The following is a 13,075-nucleotide window of genomic DNA, read 5'->3' as shown; positions in this document are numbered from 1 at the left end:
GGTTAACCGGCATTAATCCCACCATCCTTTTATACGTTCAGGGGAAATAGCCTGAACGTATAAAGATTTCAGGACACGCAACAGTGCAACCATTGAGTATCCTCGTCCTCAGATAGCCTCTGCCACAATTCCTGACACGCGCTTCTCTTTCCCCGTATAGCCGTATTCACCCGACCAGTGAATCACTATCGGCTTTTACTAAAAACGGAAAATTGTCGCGCCCTGTTCCGCATTGGAAACGGCTTGACGAAACACCGAGAACAATTCCTGGCCCGAGCCTACCTGCTCCGCCGTCCAATCTGGATGATATGCTGCACGGTCAGATAGATCGGCCAAGACATCAATTTGCCCGCTGTCTGCATCAATCCGAATGATATCGCCATCGATGAGACGGCATAATGGCCCGTCTTTTTTCGCTTCCGGGCAGAGATGAAGTACCGCCGGAACCTTACCCGACGCACCGGATAACCGTCCGTCCGTGACAAGAAAAACCTTCAACCCATCCTTCATCAGATTACCCAGTATTGGCATTAATTTATGCAGCTCCGGCATTCCATTGGCCGCGGGACCATTGTGCCGGACCACAATCACGACATCTTGCGTGAACTCATTGGCATGATAAGCGCTCTCGACATCATGTTGTGATTCAAACACCCGGGCCGGCGCTTCGATGAAACGGCACTCCGGGGCAACCGCACTGACTTTAATGATCCCACGGCCCAGATTACCTCCCACCACCTTGAGTCCGCCGTGGGCACTGAAATGCTCACCAGGAAGCGCAATGACATCAGAATTCATAGAGTCGGTGGCCGGATGATACGTTATCTGTCCGTCATCCAGCCGGGGCACTTTCATATAGTCGGACAGGCTGCCAAAGACCGGAGTGGCATCCAGATGCAGCAAATCACGTTCTGCCAACGCCTTCATCAAAGTAGGCACCCCGCCAGCCCGCTGAAATTCATTGATATCAGCCGGCCCGTTCGGATACATCTTCACCAGTAAGGGGACGACTTGCGACAGGGCATCGATGTCATCCCAGTTCAGGATATAACCGGCCGCAGCAGCCACTGCAACCATATGAATGGAATGGTTAGTGCTTCCTCCCGATGCCAGTAACGCAACCAATCCATTCACCAACGACTTTTCATCCAGCACGCTGGACAAAGGGCGGTATTGCGCATTGTTATGGCTGATAGCAGCAATATGCTCTGCTATTTTTATCGTCAGAGCCTCACGCAGCGGATCGGCAGGGGGAACAAATGCCGAGCCGGGCAGCATCAGCCCCATTGCTTCAAATACCAGTTGATTAGTATTGGCAGTGCCGAAAAAAGTGCAGGTTCCCGGGGCATGGTAGGCATCGCATTCCATATGCAGCAACGCATCTTTACCAACCTCACCCGCCGCATATTGCTGACGTATTTTCACTTTATAATTATTGCTGATCCCGGTTGGCATCGGCCCTGATGGTACAAACGCGGTTGGTAAGTGACCGAAAGAAAGCGCACCAATCAACTGACCAGGAGCAATTTTATCGCACACGCCCAGCAGCAGTGAGGCATCAAATGTATTGTGGCTCAGTGATACGGCCGTCGCCTGCGCAATCAAATCCCGGGAAAACAGAGACAATGACATACCGTCCTGTCCCTGTGTTATACCGTCACACATGGCAGGTACGCCGCCGGCAACCTGGGCGCTGTGCCCCAGTTGCGCCAGTGCCCGTTTAATCAGGTCAGGGTAGAACGCGTAAGGCTGATGAGCACTTAACATATCGCTGTATGCGGTAATAATCCCCACGTTGACCCGGGTAAAATCCAGAATGGATTTTTTCTGCATGGCGGAACAGGCAGCGACCGTATGGGCCAGATTACCGCAGGATAAGTGTGCACGGCGTTTCCACTTCACAGCCTGTGCATCAATTTTGTCCAGATAACGACGGCGTGTTTCCTGGCTCCGCCCGGCGATGTTACGGCTGATCTGTTCAATGATGTTATTCATACACCCACCTCCACGATATTTTAAAGACAGTAACAGCGGACCGCGTTAACACAACGCGTCACGACATCATCAAAATCACCGTCGATATCCACATGGAGAACATCAGGTTCATCATCACCTGGCATTTCCAGCGTCTCAAACTGACTCTTCAGTAGTTCAACCGGCATGAAATGACCGGTACGGGCCTGCATGCGTGCTAATACCAGTTCAAAGGAACCGTATAAATGAATAAAGGCAACATGCTCATTACCATCTCGAATCATATCGCGGTACTTCTTTTTCAGCGCCGAGCAAACAATAATGCCGGTTTCATTTTTCTTTTCCATACTGAATGCTGCATCACGAATACGTTCAAGCCAGGGTAATCGGTCATCGTCGTTTAAGGGATGCCCACTCGCCATCTTTAAAATATTATGGCGAGGATGCAGATCATCTCCATCAATAAACTTGGCGCCAAGTGCTCTTGCCAATGCTGCACCTATTGTTGACTTCCCTGTACTTGCCACGCCCATCAGAACAAAACTTTTCCCGCCTTTTTCCCGTTTCATTTATAAACCTTATCTAAAAATAATTTCACACAGACAAGTCAGCACACCCATTTGATACAAAAAATCACAGTGTTTCTCCGAGATAAATTTGATATCCCAAATCCATTGAATGCGTCGAATAATGAGTATCGTTGATTTTATTTAACAGAATACTTGCTGCTTTTTGACCGACCATAAACCGGGGAGTGATAACACTGGCGAGACTGGGAACCATTTCCTTCCCGATTTCAAGCCCGTGGAATCCTGCAATCGATATATCATCAGGAACGTTGATCCCTTTTTTAAAACAGCTAATCAACGCACCAACAGCGATATCATCATTAGTACAGAAAATACCATCAAGATCCGGATGTTCCTTTAATGCCAATGCCAATAATTGTGTGCCAAGCTGAATGGATGAAATGGATTTAGGGTTAATATGGTGAGTAGGTAATCCTTTTTTTCTCATGGCCTCACAATACCCTTGAAACCGTAATTCATCACGCAGATCATCCTGAGAACCAAGATAAATAATCTTTTTCTTATTACGGTTTTCCAGCATCGTTGAAACCATGTCGAATGCGGCTTTACTGTTAGAGTAACCAACTTCCATATCCAGGCATGGTCCTTCAATATCCATAACTTCCACAATAGGGATTTTAGCTGAGCGTAAATATTTCACGGCTCGCACCGTGTGCGATTTTTCAGACAAAATAATTCCATCAATATTATAAGCGAGCAAATTTATGATTTGTTCTTCTTCCGATTTCTGTTTGTAATTGTAATTAGCAATCAATATTTGATATTGCTTCCCGGAAGTAACCGATTCAATACCTGCGAGCATATCGGCAAAGATTTGGTTTTTGAACGAAGGGATCAAAACACCAATCGTGTAACTCTTTGTATTAAGCAACATTTCTGGTGCCCGGTTGGGGATATAATTAACCTCCTCCATAATCTGAGCAATTTTTTTCCCTGTTTCAGGCGCAACCTGGTTAGGTGTCCTCAGATACCGACTCACCGTCATCTTGGTCACATTCGCTAGATTCGCTATATCCTGCAACGTTACTCTATGGTTTTTCATGCTCTCTCTGCCATTACTTCAGGGCAGGAAGATCAATAACCACTTCCTGCCCTGATGGTTGAACGCCTACACGTGGATAACACTATTAAGCATGAGGACACCAATAAGTCCCAATATGGATATCAGTGTTTCCATCACCGTCCACACCTTTAATGTTTCTACCACACTAAGATTGAAATACCCTTTAAACAACCAGAATCCTGGATCATTCACATGTGACGCAATCACACTGCCAGCCCCCACGGCCAACACCATTAACGCGGGATCAACATGTGTAATCGCAATCAAAGGTAATACAATACCCGCGGTAGTAATCGCCGCGACCGTCGCCGATCCCAGGGCAACTCTCAGCAAGGCGGCTACTGTCCAGCACATCAGCAATGGAGATAGAGATGAGCCTTTCATGAGCATCGCAATATAATTGCCCACCCCACTATCAACCAGGACCTGTTTAAATGCACCGCCACCAGCAATAATAAACATGATCATGGCTATGGCACCGATAGAGTCACTCGCAATCGCCATGACCGACTCTATATTTCGCCCATTACGCAGACCCAACGTAAATATAGCCAATACGATAGCAATAAAAAGAGCAACGGCAGGGTGTCCGATAAATTCAAAAAGTAATCGTACCGTATTACCTTTTGGCAACAACATTTCACAAATTGCAGCAGACGCCATTAAAATAACCGGGATAATAGCGGATAACAGGCTGACGCCAAAACCCGGCATCTCTTCTTCAGCAAATACATGGGGATTAAACAGTCCCTTAGGGGGTTCTTTTTCGTATTTTTTAAGCAACTTTGAAAATAAAGGACCAGCGATGATAACCGTAGGAATCGCAATAATAAGGCCATAGAGCAATGTTGTGCCCAGGTTTGCATTAAAAATGGTGGCAATCGCTGTCGGACCAGGATGAGGCGGCAGAAAACAGTGGGTCACAGAAAGCGCGGCCACCATGGGAACCCCAACGTAAAGCAACGGTAATCCGGCAGAGGCAACAATAGTAAAAACCAGCGGCAGCAATAATACAAAACCCACTTCATAGAACATGGCCAAGCCAACAATCAATCCGGTAATTAACAAGGCCCATTGAATATTATTTCTGCCAAATCGATGAATCAGGGTAGACGCAATGCGTTGTGCCGCCCCGGTATCAGAAATCAATCGGCCAAGCATCGCACCGAACCCAAGAATAAGTGCTAACCCGCCAAGGGTATTACCTATACCAGACTGAATAGAGGCAATCGTTTTAAGTGGTGCCATTCCTTCGGCAATTCCGACAAGCGCAGCAACCAGCACTAGTGCGATAAATCCATTTATTTTGAAGCCAATCATAAGAATAAGTAAGAGAACGACACCAATCGCTATTATTATTAACGGCATACAATACTCCTGGAATAAAGGCAGCGATAATCCGCCGCCAATGGAAACAATATATATTTAGTCTCAATATCAGATTTATACGGCGACCAACATTCCACCATCAACGAATAATAAGTGTCCATTAACAAAATCTGATGCTTGTGATGATAAAAAGACAGCAGAACCAATAAGCTCTTTCGGATCACCCCAACGCGCGGCAGGAGTACGCTTCGTCAACCATGAAGTAAACTCTTCGTTTTCAACCAGCGCTTTCGTCATTTCAGTTTTAAAATACCCAGGGGCAATACCATTTATCTGAATATTATAACGAGCGAGCTCTACACACATGCCACGTGTTAACATTTTCACAGCGCCTTTTGATGCGGCATACGGTGTAATCGTATCTCTACCCAGTTCACTTTGCATTGAACAGATATTAATAATCTTCCCGCTCCTGCGAACCATCATTTTACGGGCCACGGCTTGAGAAACAAAAAATACGGCTGTCTGATTAACAGCAATAACATCGTTCCACTCATTCTCAGGGAATTCAGTAAAAGGGTGACGCCGTTGAATACCAGCATTATTGATCAAAACATCAATTTCACCGATATTGTCTTCTATGTAATCAACGGACTCATTCACACTATGATGATTTGTCACATCAAATGGCATCGAATAAGCCGTATAACCCATTTTTTTTAATTCCGAGACAGCATTCTCTGAACGCTCGGCGGTCACATCGTTTACAATAATTTCCGCGCCATACTCAGCCAACCCTTTGGCGAGTAAAAAACCGATGCCCTGTGCCGCGCCAGTAATAAGTATTTTTTTATTCTCTAATGAAAACAGATTTTTCATAACAACCTCAATTAAAATTAAAACGTTAACTGTACTTTTGCTGCTTTTGTTTTATCTGATGCGAATAAAAGCGCCTTTTCCAATTCGTCGTAACAAAACTCAGCGCTTAACAATGGCAATGGATTAATAGTATTATTATTTAACCACTCCACTGATGTATTAAATTCCTCTTTAAACCTGAATGTTCCGGTCAACGTTATTTCTTTGGCAATAAGCATCATGATCGGGAAATCGGGCACCGCGCCACCCATACCCACCTGAACCATCGTTCCTTTCGCCCGGGTGACCGCTAAACAACGCGAGATCGATTGCGGATGACCAGACACCTCGAACGAAACATCAAAGTAACCCTTGTCTTTCAGATAGGAAGAGAAATCAGCCGATACGGCATTAAGTACGGTTGTCGCCCCCATGGCACTCGCCATAGTTAGTGACTGCTCACTTACATCGGTGCAAACAATCTCTTTTGCCCCCATCGCTTTTGCTGCGGCAACCACCAGACAGCCGATAGGGCCGACACCTGATATGAAAACTTTCTTCCCTTTAATATCACCAGACTGATTAACAGCGTGAATTGCGACAGCCAATGGCTCGGCAAATGCCATAACCTGTTCACTGGCTTGATCATCAAAAGGAATACACTGACTTGTATCTACTATTTTATATTGCGTAAACCCACCATCTACATGGGGGAAATACATAGCACTGCCAAAAAATCGCATATTGACACATTGATTTTCTTCATGCGACTTACAATATTCACAGTGACCACAAGGCTTACTTGGATTAATAGCGACTTTCTGGTTTTTAATAATCTTATCGCTATCACTCTCAACGACAACCCCGATAACTTCATGACCCAGTATCATCGGTTGTTTAACCTGATAGGTCCCGACCTTACCCTCATGATAATAATGCAGATCAGAACCACAGATCCCACCACGAGTAATTCTTACCAATGTCCCTATTCCCTGATAATTGACTTCCTGCTGAATAACACTGACTTTATTTTTTCCTGACACAACGCAGGATTTTGTTTCATCGATCATTCTACACCTCGTTACTCATTAAGAGATGTCGCTATAAAACAGGAACATTCCCCTTAAAAATTTGAAGTGCGTCACTATAATTCATGTTACGTAACGTATGTTACGCATAACGTGAAGTCATCACCCTGTTGTTACAAAATCCATGTTACAAATAACGTGACTGAGAAAACATAAACGCTCTTATGGCGTAAATAAAAGACACGACAGGTTAATCAGTATTGAGGAAAACCCATATATTTTTGAAATACCGATAATTTCTTAAGCACCTGATACCAGGAAAGTATTAATATTAAAGTTTAATGAAATTAAATTTATAAGAAATAAGGAGATGAAAAAAATATTCGATCAATAATTACAGCAGGTATGCTCATCAAAGGCCGTATTAAGCGCGCTTATGAAAAAGCAGTGAGAAACGCTATCGGAGTTGATCACATCACTGCCGCGCCCTCAGCAACGATCAGTTTAATGCTGGCCCTGATGGTCAGGAATATAACAGGAGTACATCAATCCTGACACTTACCGATTCCGCTTCGACCCTTTTATCTCTCCGCATCTGCTATCCTTCTCTGCATATCGAACGCTATTACGCCAAGCTCATTAGTCAGGGTGACAAACGGAAATACACGCTATGTTTTGATAACCCGACCCATGGACTTATGCACTTAACGTTTTTACACCATAGGACTGATAATCATGAAGATTTTGATGATACTGACATCACACGATCAGTTGGGTAACACTGGGAAAAAAACCGGGTTCTGGCTGGAGGAATTCGCCGCCCCCTATTATGTTTTCAAAGATGCCGGAGCTTCACTGACACTAGCTTCACCAAAAGGGGGGCACCCACCGCTTGATCCGAAAAGTGATGCGCTCGATGCACAAACCGAATATACGGAACGTTTCAGACAAGACCCGGAAGCCCAACAGATGCTGGCCTCGACACAACGCTTGTCGGACGTACATGAAGCCGATTTCGACGCGGTATTTTATCCCGGTGGCCACGGTCCGCTATGGGATCTGGCACAAGATCCGCATTCCATCGCCTTAATTGAAGCATTTGCCAGTGCTGGAAAACCGGTTGGCGCGGTTTGTCATGCCCCTGGCGTATTACGCCATGTGAAAAACAGTGATGGCGCACCACTGGTTAAAGGCCGCAAAGTCACGGGTTTCACCAATAGTGAAGAAGAAGCCGTACAACTCACCAATGTCGTACCTTTTCTGGTAGAAGATGAACTGAAACGGCAAGGTGGTATTTACGAAAAAACCGCCGACTGGCATCCACATGTAGTCACTGATGGACTGCTGGTCACCGGGCAAAATCCGGCCAGCTCTGCGCCAGTTGCCTCTGAAATGCTGAAACTGATGGCTTAACCTTGTGCACGCTGACAAAGGCAGCACGGTTTTTCCGGCGAAAATACTATAAGGAAACCAGAATGCGCAGTGTCACCCACGCTTCATTTGGCAATCCGGCCGAAGTCCTTACTCTGACCGAAGTACCTCAACCCCAACCAGGTCCTGAACAAATCCTTGTTCGCATGACCTATTCTCCCATTCATAACCACGATCTTTGGACAATCAGGGGAATGTACGGCCATAAACCGGTGTTACCCGGAATCGGTGGTAGTGAAGCCGCCGGCGTAATCGATGCTCTCGGTAGTAACGTGCAGCACCTGAAAATCGGTCAGCGCGTGGTAACCGCTGGCATACATGGCACCTGGGCGGAATATTTTCTGGCAACGGCTACAGCGGCGGTACCATTACCGGATGAGATTAATGACAAGGTTGGTTGCCAACTGATTGCTATGCCGGTAAGCGCATTGATGCTGCTGGAATACCTTGATATCAAACCCGGACAATGGATGATTCAGAACGCCGCCAACGGTACAGTTGGGAAAACCGTAGCCATGCTGGCAAAATCACGGGGAATTCATGTCATTAATCTGGTTCGTCGCCATGGGACCATCAAAGAGATGGCCGCACTAGGATTGAGAAATACGATTTCGACCGACCATCCCGACTGGCAAGAACAGATTGCTGCCCTGTTGGACGGAAAACCACTGGTACGTGCAGTTGACTCTGTAGGCGGTAAAAGCAGTGGCGATTTGTTACATCTGCTGAGTGAAGGAGGAGTGCTGGTTTCGTTTGGTGCCATGAGCGGTCAACCTATGCAAATCAGTTCCGGTGACATGATTTTCAAACAGGTGACCATTAAGGGATTTTGGGCCAGTAAAGTAGCCAGCACGGTGCCAGCCCAAGATAAGCAGCGGATGATCGGCGAATTGATACATCTGGCTGCCAGCGGTGATCTGATACTGCCGGTAGACTCGCTATTCGATCTTTCCGACGCGGTTCAGGCGGTGACGGCCAGCGAACGACCTGGGCGCCAGGGGAAAATACTGCTACGCGGTTAATCGCTTTCCCTGACACGAAAAAACACTTGCCGATAAGCGACAAGCGTTAAATAAAATCAGATTTATAAAACCAGAGAAAATATGGAATGGGAGTCTACGTGCTGGATTACACACATGTAACGTGAAATATAACAGGCATGCAATTAATTTTAATTACATGATTATTTACCATATTTTGGAAAGCCATCTATTTTACCGCGATATAAAAGCACTTAATTACAAAGCATTTATCCTGATACCTTTTTTACTTTTATAAATCAGATATAGTTGATATCCATTAATTATTACTATAAGGCCATCGAGAACGGCAACTGGATATGCTCGTATTGTTAATGCATATAGTGTTATTATTGTGGCGCCTATCATATTTAGTAGCCTTAACCGTAAAATACTCTTACAGATAAATGATAGCGCAACGACTACCGTCCCTATGTAACCAAACACATCAAGAAACGACATTATCTACGCTCCCAAAAATTTGAAAAGCCCAAATAAAGCTTTTGCTCTATGAGAAACTTTATTTTTAACTTCATTATCTAATTCTGCTGCTGTGCATCTGAAACCATTTGGGATGAACATAGGGTCATAGCCAAAGCCGGAATGTCCTCTTAAATCGGTTGTGATCACCCCATCCCAAATTGCTTCAAATTTGAAATAAGATGCTACATCTGGTTTATAAATAAGTAAGCAACGGTATCGCGCCGGGGTAGAAGAAACAGAATTAGATGTCATAAATTCACAAAGTTTACTCCTGTTTTCCCCATCGTTAGCAGAAATACCAGCGAATCGTGCAGAATAAACACCCGGGATATTGTTAAAATCAATGAGTTCAAGACCCGAATCATCAGAAAGCACGGGGCTATGGTAGAAAGCATAAACGGTTTCAGCTTTTATCAATGCGTTGTCTAGATAATTATCGCCAGTCTCATGAATATCACCAATATCATTAGCGATAGGTTTGATCTCAAAATTAACACTTGCACAAGCGAGTTTTGCAATAGATGAGAACTCCTTCAACTTCCCACTATTCTGAGTTGCCAATATAATACGCATATTCTTATCCATTTAACCGTCCGAATGTAGACTCACGTTCTAAAAGCTGAATAATTTCATCACGTTTGAATTCACATAGCTCGCATACATACTCATTAACCGGAAATTTTACTGGCCCTTCGTCAGTTTCATCGAACTGTTTTCTTTTATTTAATGCCTTTTCTTTAACCTTTTCATAATCATTACAATATTGATCGATCCAATATGTTCCTAAACGAGTATGATTTATTTCATCACTGACAATAGACGTATAAATTTCTGTTACATCACTATCATTGCAAGTCAATACTTGCATAATAGCGGCATCGATACCTATCCATTCACCCATTTTCTGGTGGATATAAAGACGTGTAGGGAGATCTTCCCCTCTCGCCATCTGCCAAAATCTAAAATGAGGATTTAATGCGGGCCCACCTCCTCCGTGTTTTTCATACTCCTCTCGTAATATAATTGCATGATAAACTTCGTCTTCTATTTGCCGACTGAGATCATGAATAAATGGAGTATTAGACCAGTCAAATTCAAAGTCATTAAGAATCGCACAACAACACTCTACGGTTGGAACTTCCAGATTAATATAATTAGAATACATCATTCGCATTTTTTTCGTTACGGAATGCGAAATCTCACCTTCATATTCTCGAACCGGTAAAGATGGAGAAATGAAACATTCATGATAAATATTAACAACTTCAGTTGAATCATCGTTTTGGATATTTATTTCAGAAAGAAGCGTGTTTGTCATGGTGAGTATTTTTTCTATAATCAAGGCTGAATTATTTAATCGCTCATTGATTCTTTTATATCTAACCTCATTGTGTAAGGAAGCAGAAAACTCAAGATTGTTTTTAATTCTCAACAATTCTTTATTGAGTGCAACAATCATTGATTCCTTCATCTTATATAATGAAGAACTCTTCTTTCCTCCACCATCTTCCTTTGGAGAGGTAATGCCTCTTTTTTTATGAAAAACACTTCTTTCCAAAGCAATACTATACAATTCATACAATGAATATCCAATCCAGGATGATATTTTTGCAATTTGTAGTTTCAACAGAATATCAGGTTCACAAGGTACCCAACTACTGATGGTTTTCTGTAAACGGATTAAATCATCAATACTTTCAATTGCTATTTGTTGCTTATTTACATAATGTTTATTAATTCCTCGTTCAAATGTATCAGAGACTTCATTTAAAATTGTTGGGATATATTCAGTCCGACAGTAAAATGTCGCTTTCGGGTAGTCAGACATAGCACCGACGAAAACAGAAAGCCGAGCATTATCCAACATAGCAAAATCATTTTCATCATTCCCAAAAACAATCGCCTCTTCAAAACTCACACCCAGTTTAGACAAAGATAAGTACTTATTCTCCACTTGAGGTGTAATATCAAAAATGTTTTCATTCCTATGATGATGAATATTAAAATTAAAATTTTCGTTATGGAAGAATGTGTTTATTTTATCTCTTGAACATCCATCCAAAACTAATATTTTAGTGATACCACTATCAAAAATATATTCCTCACTCGTTTCATTCTCTGATAGTGATCTTATATATGAATGGAAGTCATGGCTTATGTCTGATACTGAAAATTTCCAGTTACCATCCAAGACATAAGGGATCTTATTTGCCTTGAGGAAACTAACTATTCTCTTTGCTTTTTCATCGGCAAAAGTATGTGAAAAGACAAACGCGTTTTTCTCCCATGCCATACCTCCATTACATCCAACCATCAGGCAATTTCGGAGATTTTCTGGTATCAGCGGCAACATATCCCTGATTGGCCTTGCAGAAGCGAATATCACAGTATACTTATCAGCTAATGATGAAATTTTGTTAGCAATAACATCATGTATAACTTTGCCATTTGTAACTATAGTCCCATCTAAATCAAAGATATAAGTTCTCACACGTACCTTTCTCCTATCGTTATATATTAGAATATATAACGTATTTTAACATGAGGTTCACAAATACGAAAGGGGATAAATTGCCTCTGATTTAACTTGGTGAAATGCCCGTTCTACCGTTTTACTACGGTAAGTCGCATAACGTGGTACAAGCTTCATCAGTGTTGATCTGATATTACGCTATTCGATCTTTCTGATACGGTTCAAGCGACGGCCAGTGAACAGCGGCTGAGCTGCCAGGGCAAAATACTGCTACGCGGTTAATGGCTTTCCCTGACACGAAAAAAAACGCTTGCCGATAAACGACAAGCGTTAAATAAAATCAGGTCTATAAGACAATTTGTGGTGCCTCACTCAACGTCATGTCCGAAAAGTCCAATGAAGATATCCTTCATATGGTGTTGGACGATAAGCACCGTAAACGGCTCTGCGTCATTCCCAGGTTTATGAAGCCGGAGCAAACATAGAAGGTGGAATGAGCATCTACGCGTTAATTTAAGCACATATTATGCCAAAATATCAAACAAGAGTCGAACGAAAGGAGTAACCTTGAATTATCGGTTGATAAGTAAAGAATTTTTTATTACTTCACTATTTACTGTTCAACCTACCCACCTTAGGAATGAACGGGAGATCACCCGATATGTCGCAGATAAAAGACACTTTAATTCAAAAATAAATTATTTATTATATTTCAATGAATTATCCGTCTCCTTTTTGAGACGCATGAACAGTAAGTTGTCGCCAGAAAACTACACCCAGCGGTTCTTACGCACCGCTTGTGGTATCATTTTTCTACTATTCTGACG

General features: G+C 43.1%; 12 protein-coding genes. 3 read left to right on the top strand and 9 right to left on the bottom strand.

The annotated features are described in order from the left end of the window. Positions 1-198: 198 nt before the first annotated feature. The 6 genes from edd to idnD all read right to left on the bottom strand — a co-directional run bounded on the left by edd (position 199) and on the right by idnD (position 6,884). Positions 199-1,995: a phosphogluconate dehydratase gene (gene edd / locus RS889_RS01290; RefSeq protein WP_315709067.1), complete on the bottom strand. Its 1,797-nt coding sequence runs from the start codon at positions 1,993-1,995 to the stop codon at positions 199-201. Positions 1,996-2,015: 20 nt separating this feature from the next. Further along, positions 2,016-2,543, bottom strand: a complete 528-nt coding sequence (locus tag RS889_RS01285; RefSeq protein ID WP_315709066.1) for a gluconokinase — start codon at positions 2,541-2,543, stop codon at positions 2,016-2,018. A 64-nt stretch (positions 2,544-2,607) separates the two neighbouring features. Continuing rightward, positions 2,608-3,606 (bottom strand): DNA-binding transcriptional regulator IdnR, encoded by a 999-nt coding sequence (gene idnR, locus RS889_RS01280; RefSeq protein WP_021013482.1) that lies wholly within the window; start codon positions 3,604-3,606, stop codon positions 2,608-2,610. A 66-nt stretch (positions 3,607-3,672) separates the two neighbouring features. Further along, positions 3,673-4,995, bottom strand: a complete 1,323-nt coding sequence (locus RS889_RS01275; RefSeq protein ID WP_315709065.1) for a gluconate:H+ symporter — start codon at positions 4,993-4,995, stop codon at positions 3,673-3,675. Positions 4,996-5,070: 75 nt separating this feature from the next. Beyond that, entirely contained in the window at positions 5,071-5,835 is a 765-nt protein-coding gene (gene idnO, locus RS889_RS01270) for a gluconate 5-dehydrogenase (protein WP_315709064.1), read from the bottom strand. 17 nt (positions 5,836-5,852) lie between these two features. After that, positions 5,853-6,884 carry an L-idonate 5-dehydrogenase gene (gene idnD / locus RS889_RS01265; RefSeq protein ID WP_315709063.1) on the bottom strand — a complete coding sequence of 344 codons (1,032 nt, stop codon included), beginning with the start codon at positions 6,882-6,884 and terminating at the stop codon, positions 5,853-5,855. Positions 6,885-7,247: 363 nt separating this feature from the next. Here idnD and RS889_RS23715 point away from each other — a divergent pair, with 363 nt between their 5' ends. From RS889_RS23715 to RS889_RS01255, 3 genes are all read left to right on the top strand, one after another. Beyond that, entirely contained in the window at positions 7,248-7,397 is a 150-nt protein-coding gene (locus RS889_RS23715; protein ID WP_425475103.1) for a DegT/DnrJ/EryC1/StrS family aminotransferase, read from the top strand. Between the two features lie 180 nt (positions 7,398-7,577). Continuing rightward, positions 7,578-8,255 carry a type 1 glutamine amidotransferase domain-containing protein gene (locus tag RS889_RS01260; protein WP_315709062.1) on the top strand — a complete coding sequence of 226 codons (678 nt, stop codon included), beginning with the start codon at positions 7,578-7,580 and terminating at the stop codon, positions 8,253-8,255. Between the two features lie 62 nt (positions 8,256-8,317). Then, complete coding sequence (locus RS889_RS01255) at positions 8,318-9,295, top strand: zinc-binding dehydrogenase (RefSeq protein ID WP_315709061.1); 978 nt, start codon at positions 8,318-8,320, stop codon at positions 9,293-9,295. Positions 9,296-9,511: 216 nt separating this feature from the next. Here the strand turns inward: RS889_RS01255 and RS889_RS23710 are convergent, their stop codons facing one another. From RS889_RS23710 to RS889_RS01245, 3 genes are read right to left on the bottom strand one after another with little or no spacing between them, the layout of a single operon-like run. After that, on the bottom strand, positions 9,512-9,754 hold the full coding sequence (locus tag RS889_RS23710; RefSeq protein WP_021013488.1) for a YgjV family protein: 243 nt from the start codon (positions 9,752-9,754) through the stop codon (positions 9,512-9,514). A 3-nt stretch (positions 9,755-9,757) separates the two neighbouring features. Further along, positions 9,758-10,348: an RdgB/HAM1 family non-canonical purine NTP pyrophosphatase gene (rdgB, locus tag RS889_RS01250; protein ID WP_315709060.1), complete on the bottom strand. Its 591-nt coding sequence runs from the start codon at positions 10,346-10,348 to the stop codon at positions 9,758-9,760. 4 nt (positions 10,349-10,352) lie between these two features. Continuing rightward, entirely contained in the window at positions 10,353-12,266 is a 1,914-nt protein-coding gene (locus tag RS889_RS01245; RefSeq protein WP_315709059.1) for an HAD-IIB family hydrolase, read from the bottom strand. Positions 12,267-13,075 lie beyond the last annotated feature (809 nt).

Origin of the sequence: Brenneria uluponensis, from assembly GCF_032395385.1 — a bacterium.
Taxonomy (GTDB): domain Bacteria; phylum Pseudomonadota; class Gammaproteobacteria; order Enterobacterales; family Enterobacteriaceae; genus Prodigiosinella; species Prodigiosinella aquatilis.
Note: the sequence above shows the minus strand (reverse complement) of the source record. Positions and strands in the feature narration are given on the sequence as shown.

Bases quoted from the DNA above. Each gene is read 5' to 3' on its own strand.
- edd (WP_315709067.1), bottom strand. From the start codon at position 1,995: ATGAATAACATCATTGAACAGATCAGCCGTAACATCGCCGGGCGGAGC.
- RS889_RS01285 (WP_315709066.1), bottom strand. From the start codon at position 2,543: ATGAAACGGGAAAAAGGCGGGAAAAGTTTTGTTCTGATGGGCGTGGCA.
- idnR (WP_021013482.1), bottom strand. From the start codon at position 3,606: ATGAAAAACCATAGAGTAACGTTGCAGGATATAGCGAATCTAGCGAAT.
- RS889_RS01275 (WP_315709065.1), bottom strand. From the start codon at position 4,995: ATGCCGTTAATAATAATAGCGATTGGTGTCGTTCTCTTACTTATTCTT.
- idnO (WP_315709064.1), bottom strand. From the start codon at position 5,835: ATGAAAAATCTGTTTTCATTAGAGAATAAAAAAATACTTATTACTGGC.
- idnD (WP_315709063.1), bottom strand. From the start codon at position 6,884: ATGATCGATGAAACAAAATCCTGCGTTGTGTCAGGAAAAAATAAAGTC.
- RS889_RS23715 (WP_425475103.1), top strand. From the start codon at position 7,248: ATGCTCATCAAAGGCCGTATTAAGCGCGCTTATGAAAAAGCAGTGAGA.
- RS889_RS01260 (WP_315709062.1), top strand. From the start codon at position 7,578: ATGAAGATTTTGATGATACTGACATCACACGATCAGTTGGGTAACACT.
- RS889_RS01255 (WP_315709061.1), top strand. From the start codon at position 8,318: ATGCGCAGTGTCACCCACGCTTCATTTGGCAATCCGGCCGAAGTCCTT.
- RS889_RS23710 (WP_021013488.1), bottom strand. From the start codon at position 9,754: ATGTCGTTTCTTGATGTGTTTGGTTACATAGGGACGGTAGTCGTTGCG.
- rdgB (WP_315709060.1), bottom strand. From the start codon at position 10,348: ATGCGTATTATATTGGCAACTCAGAATAGTGGGAAGTTGAAGGAGTTC.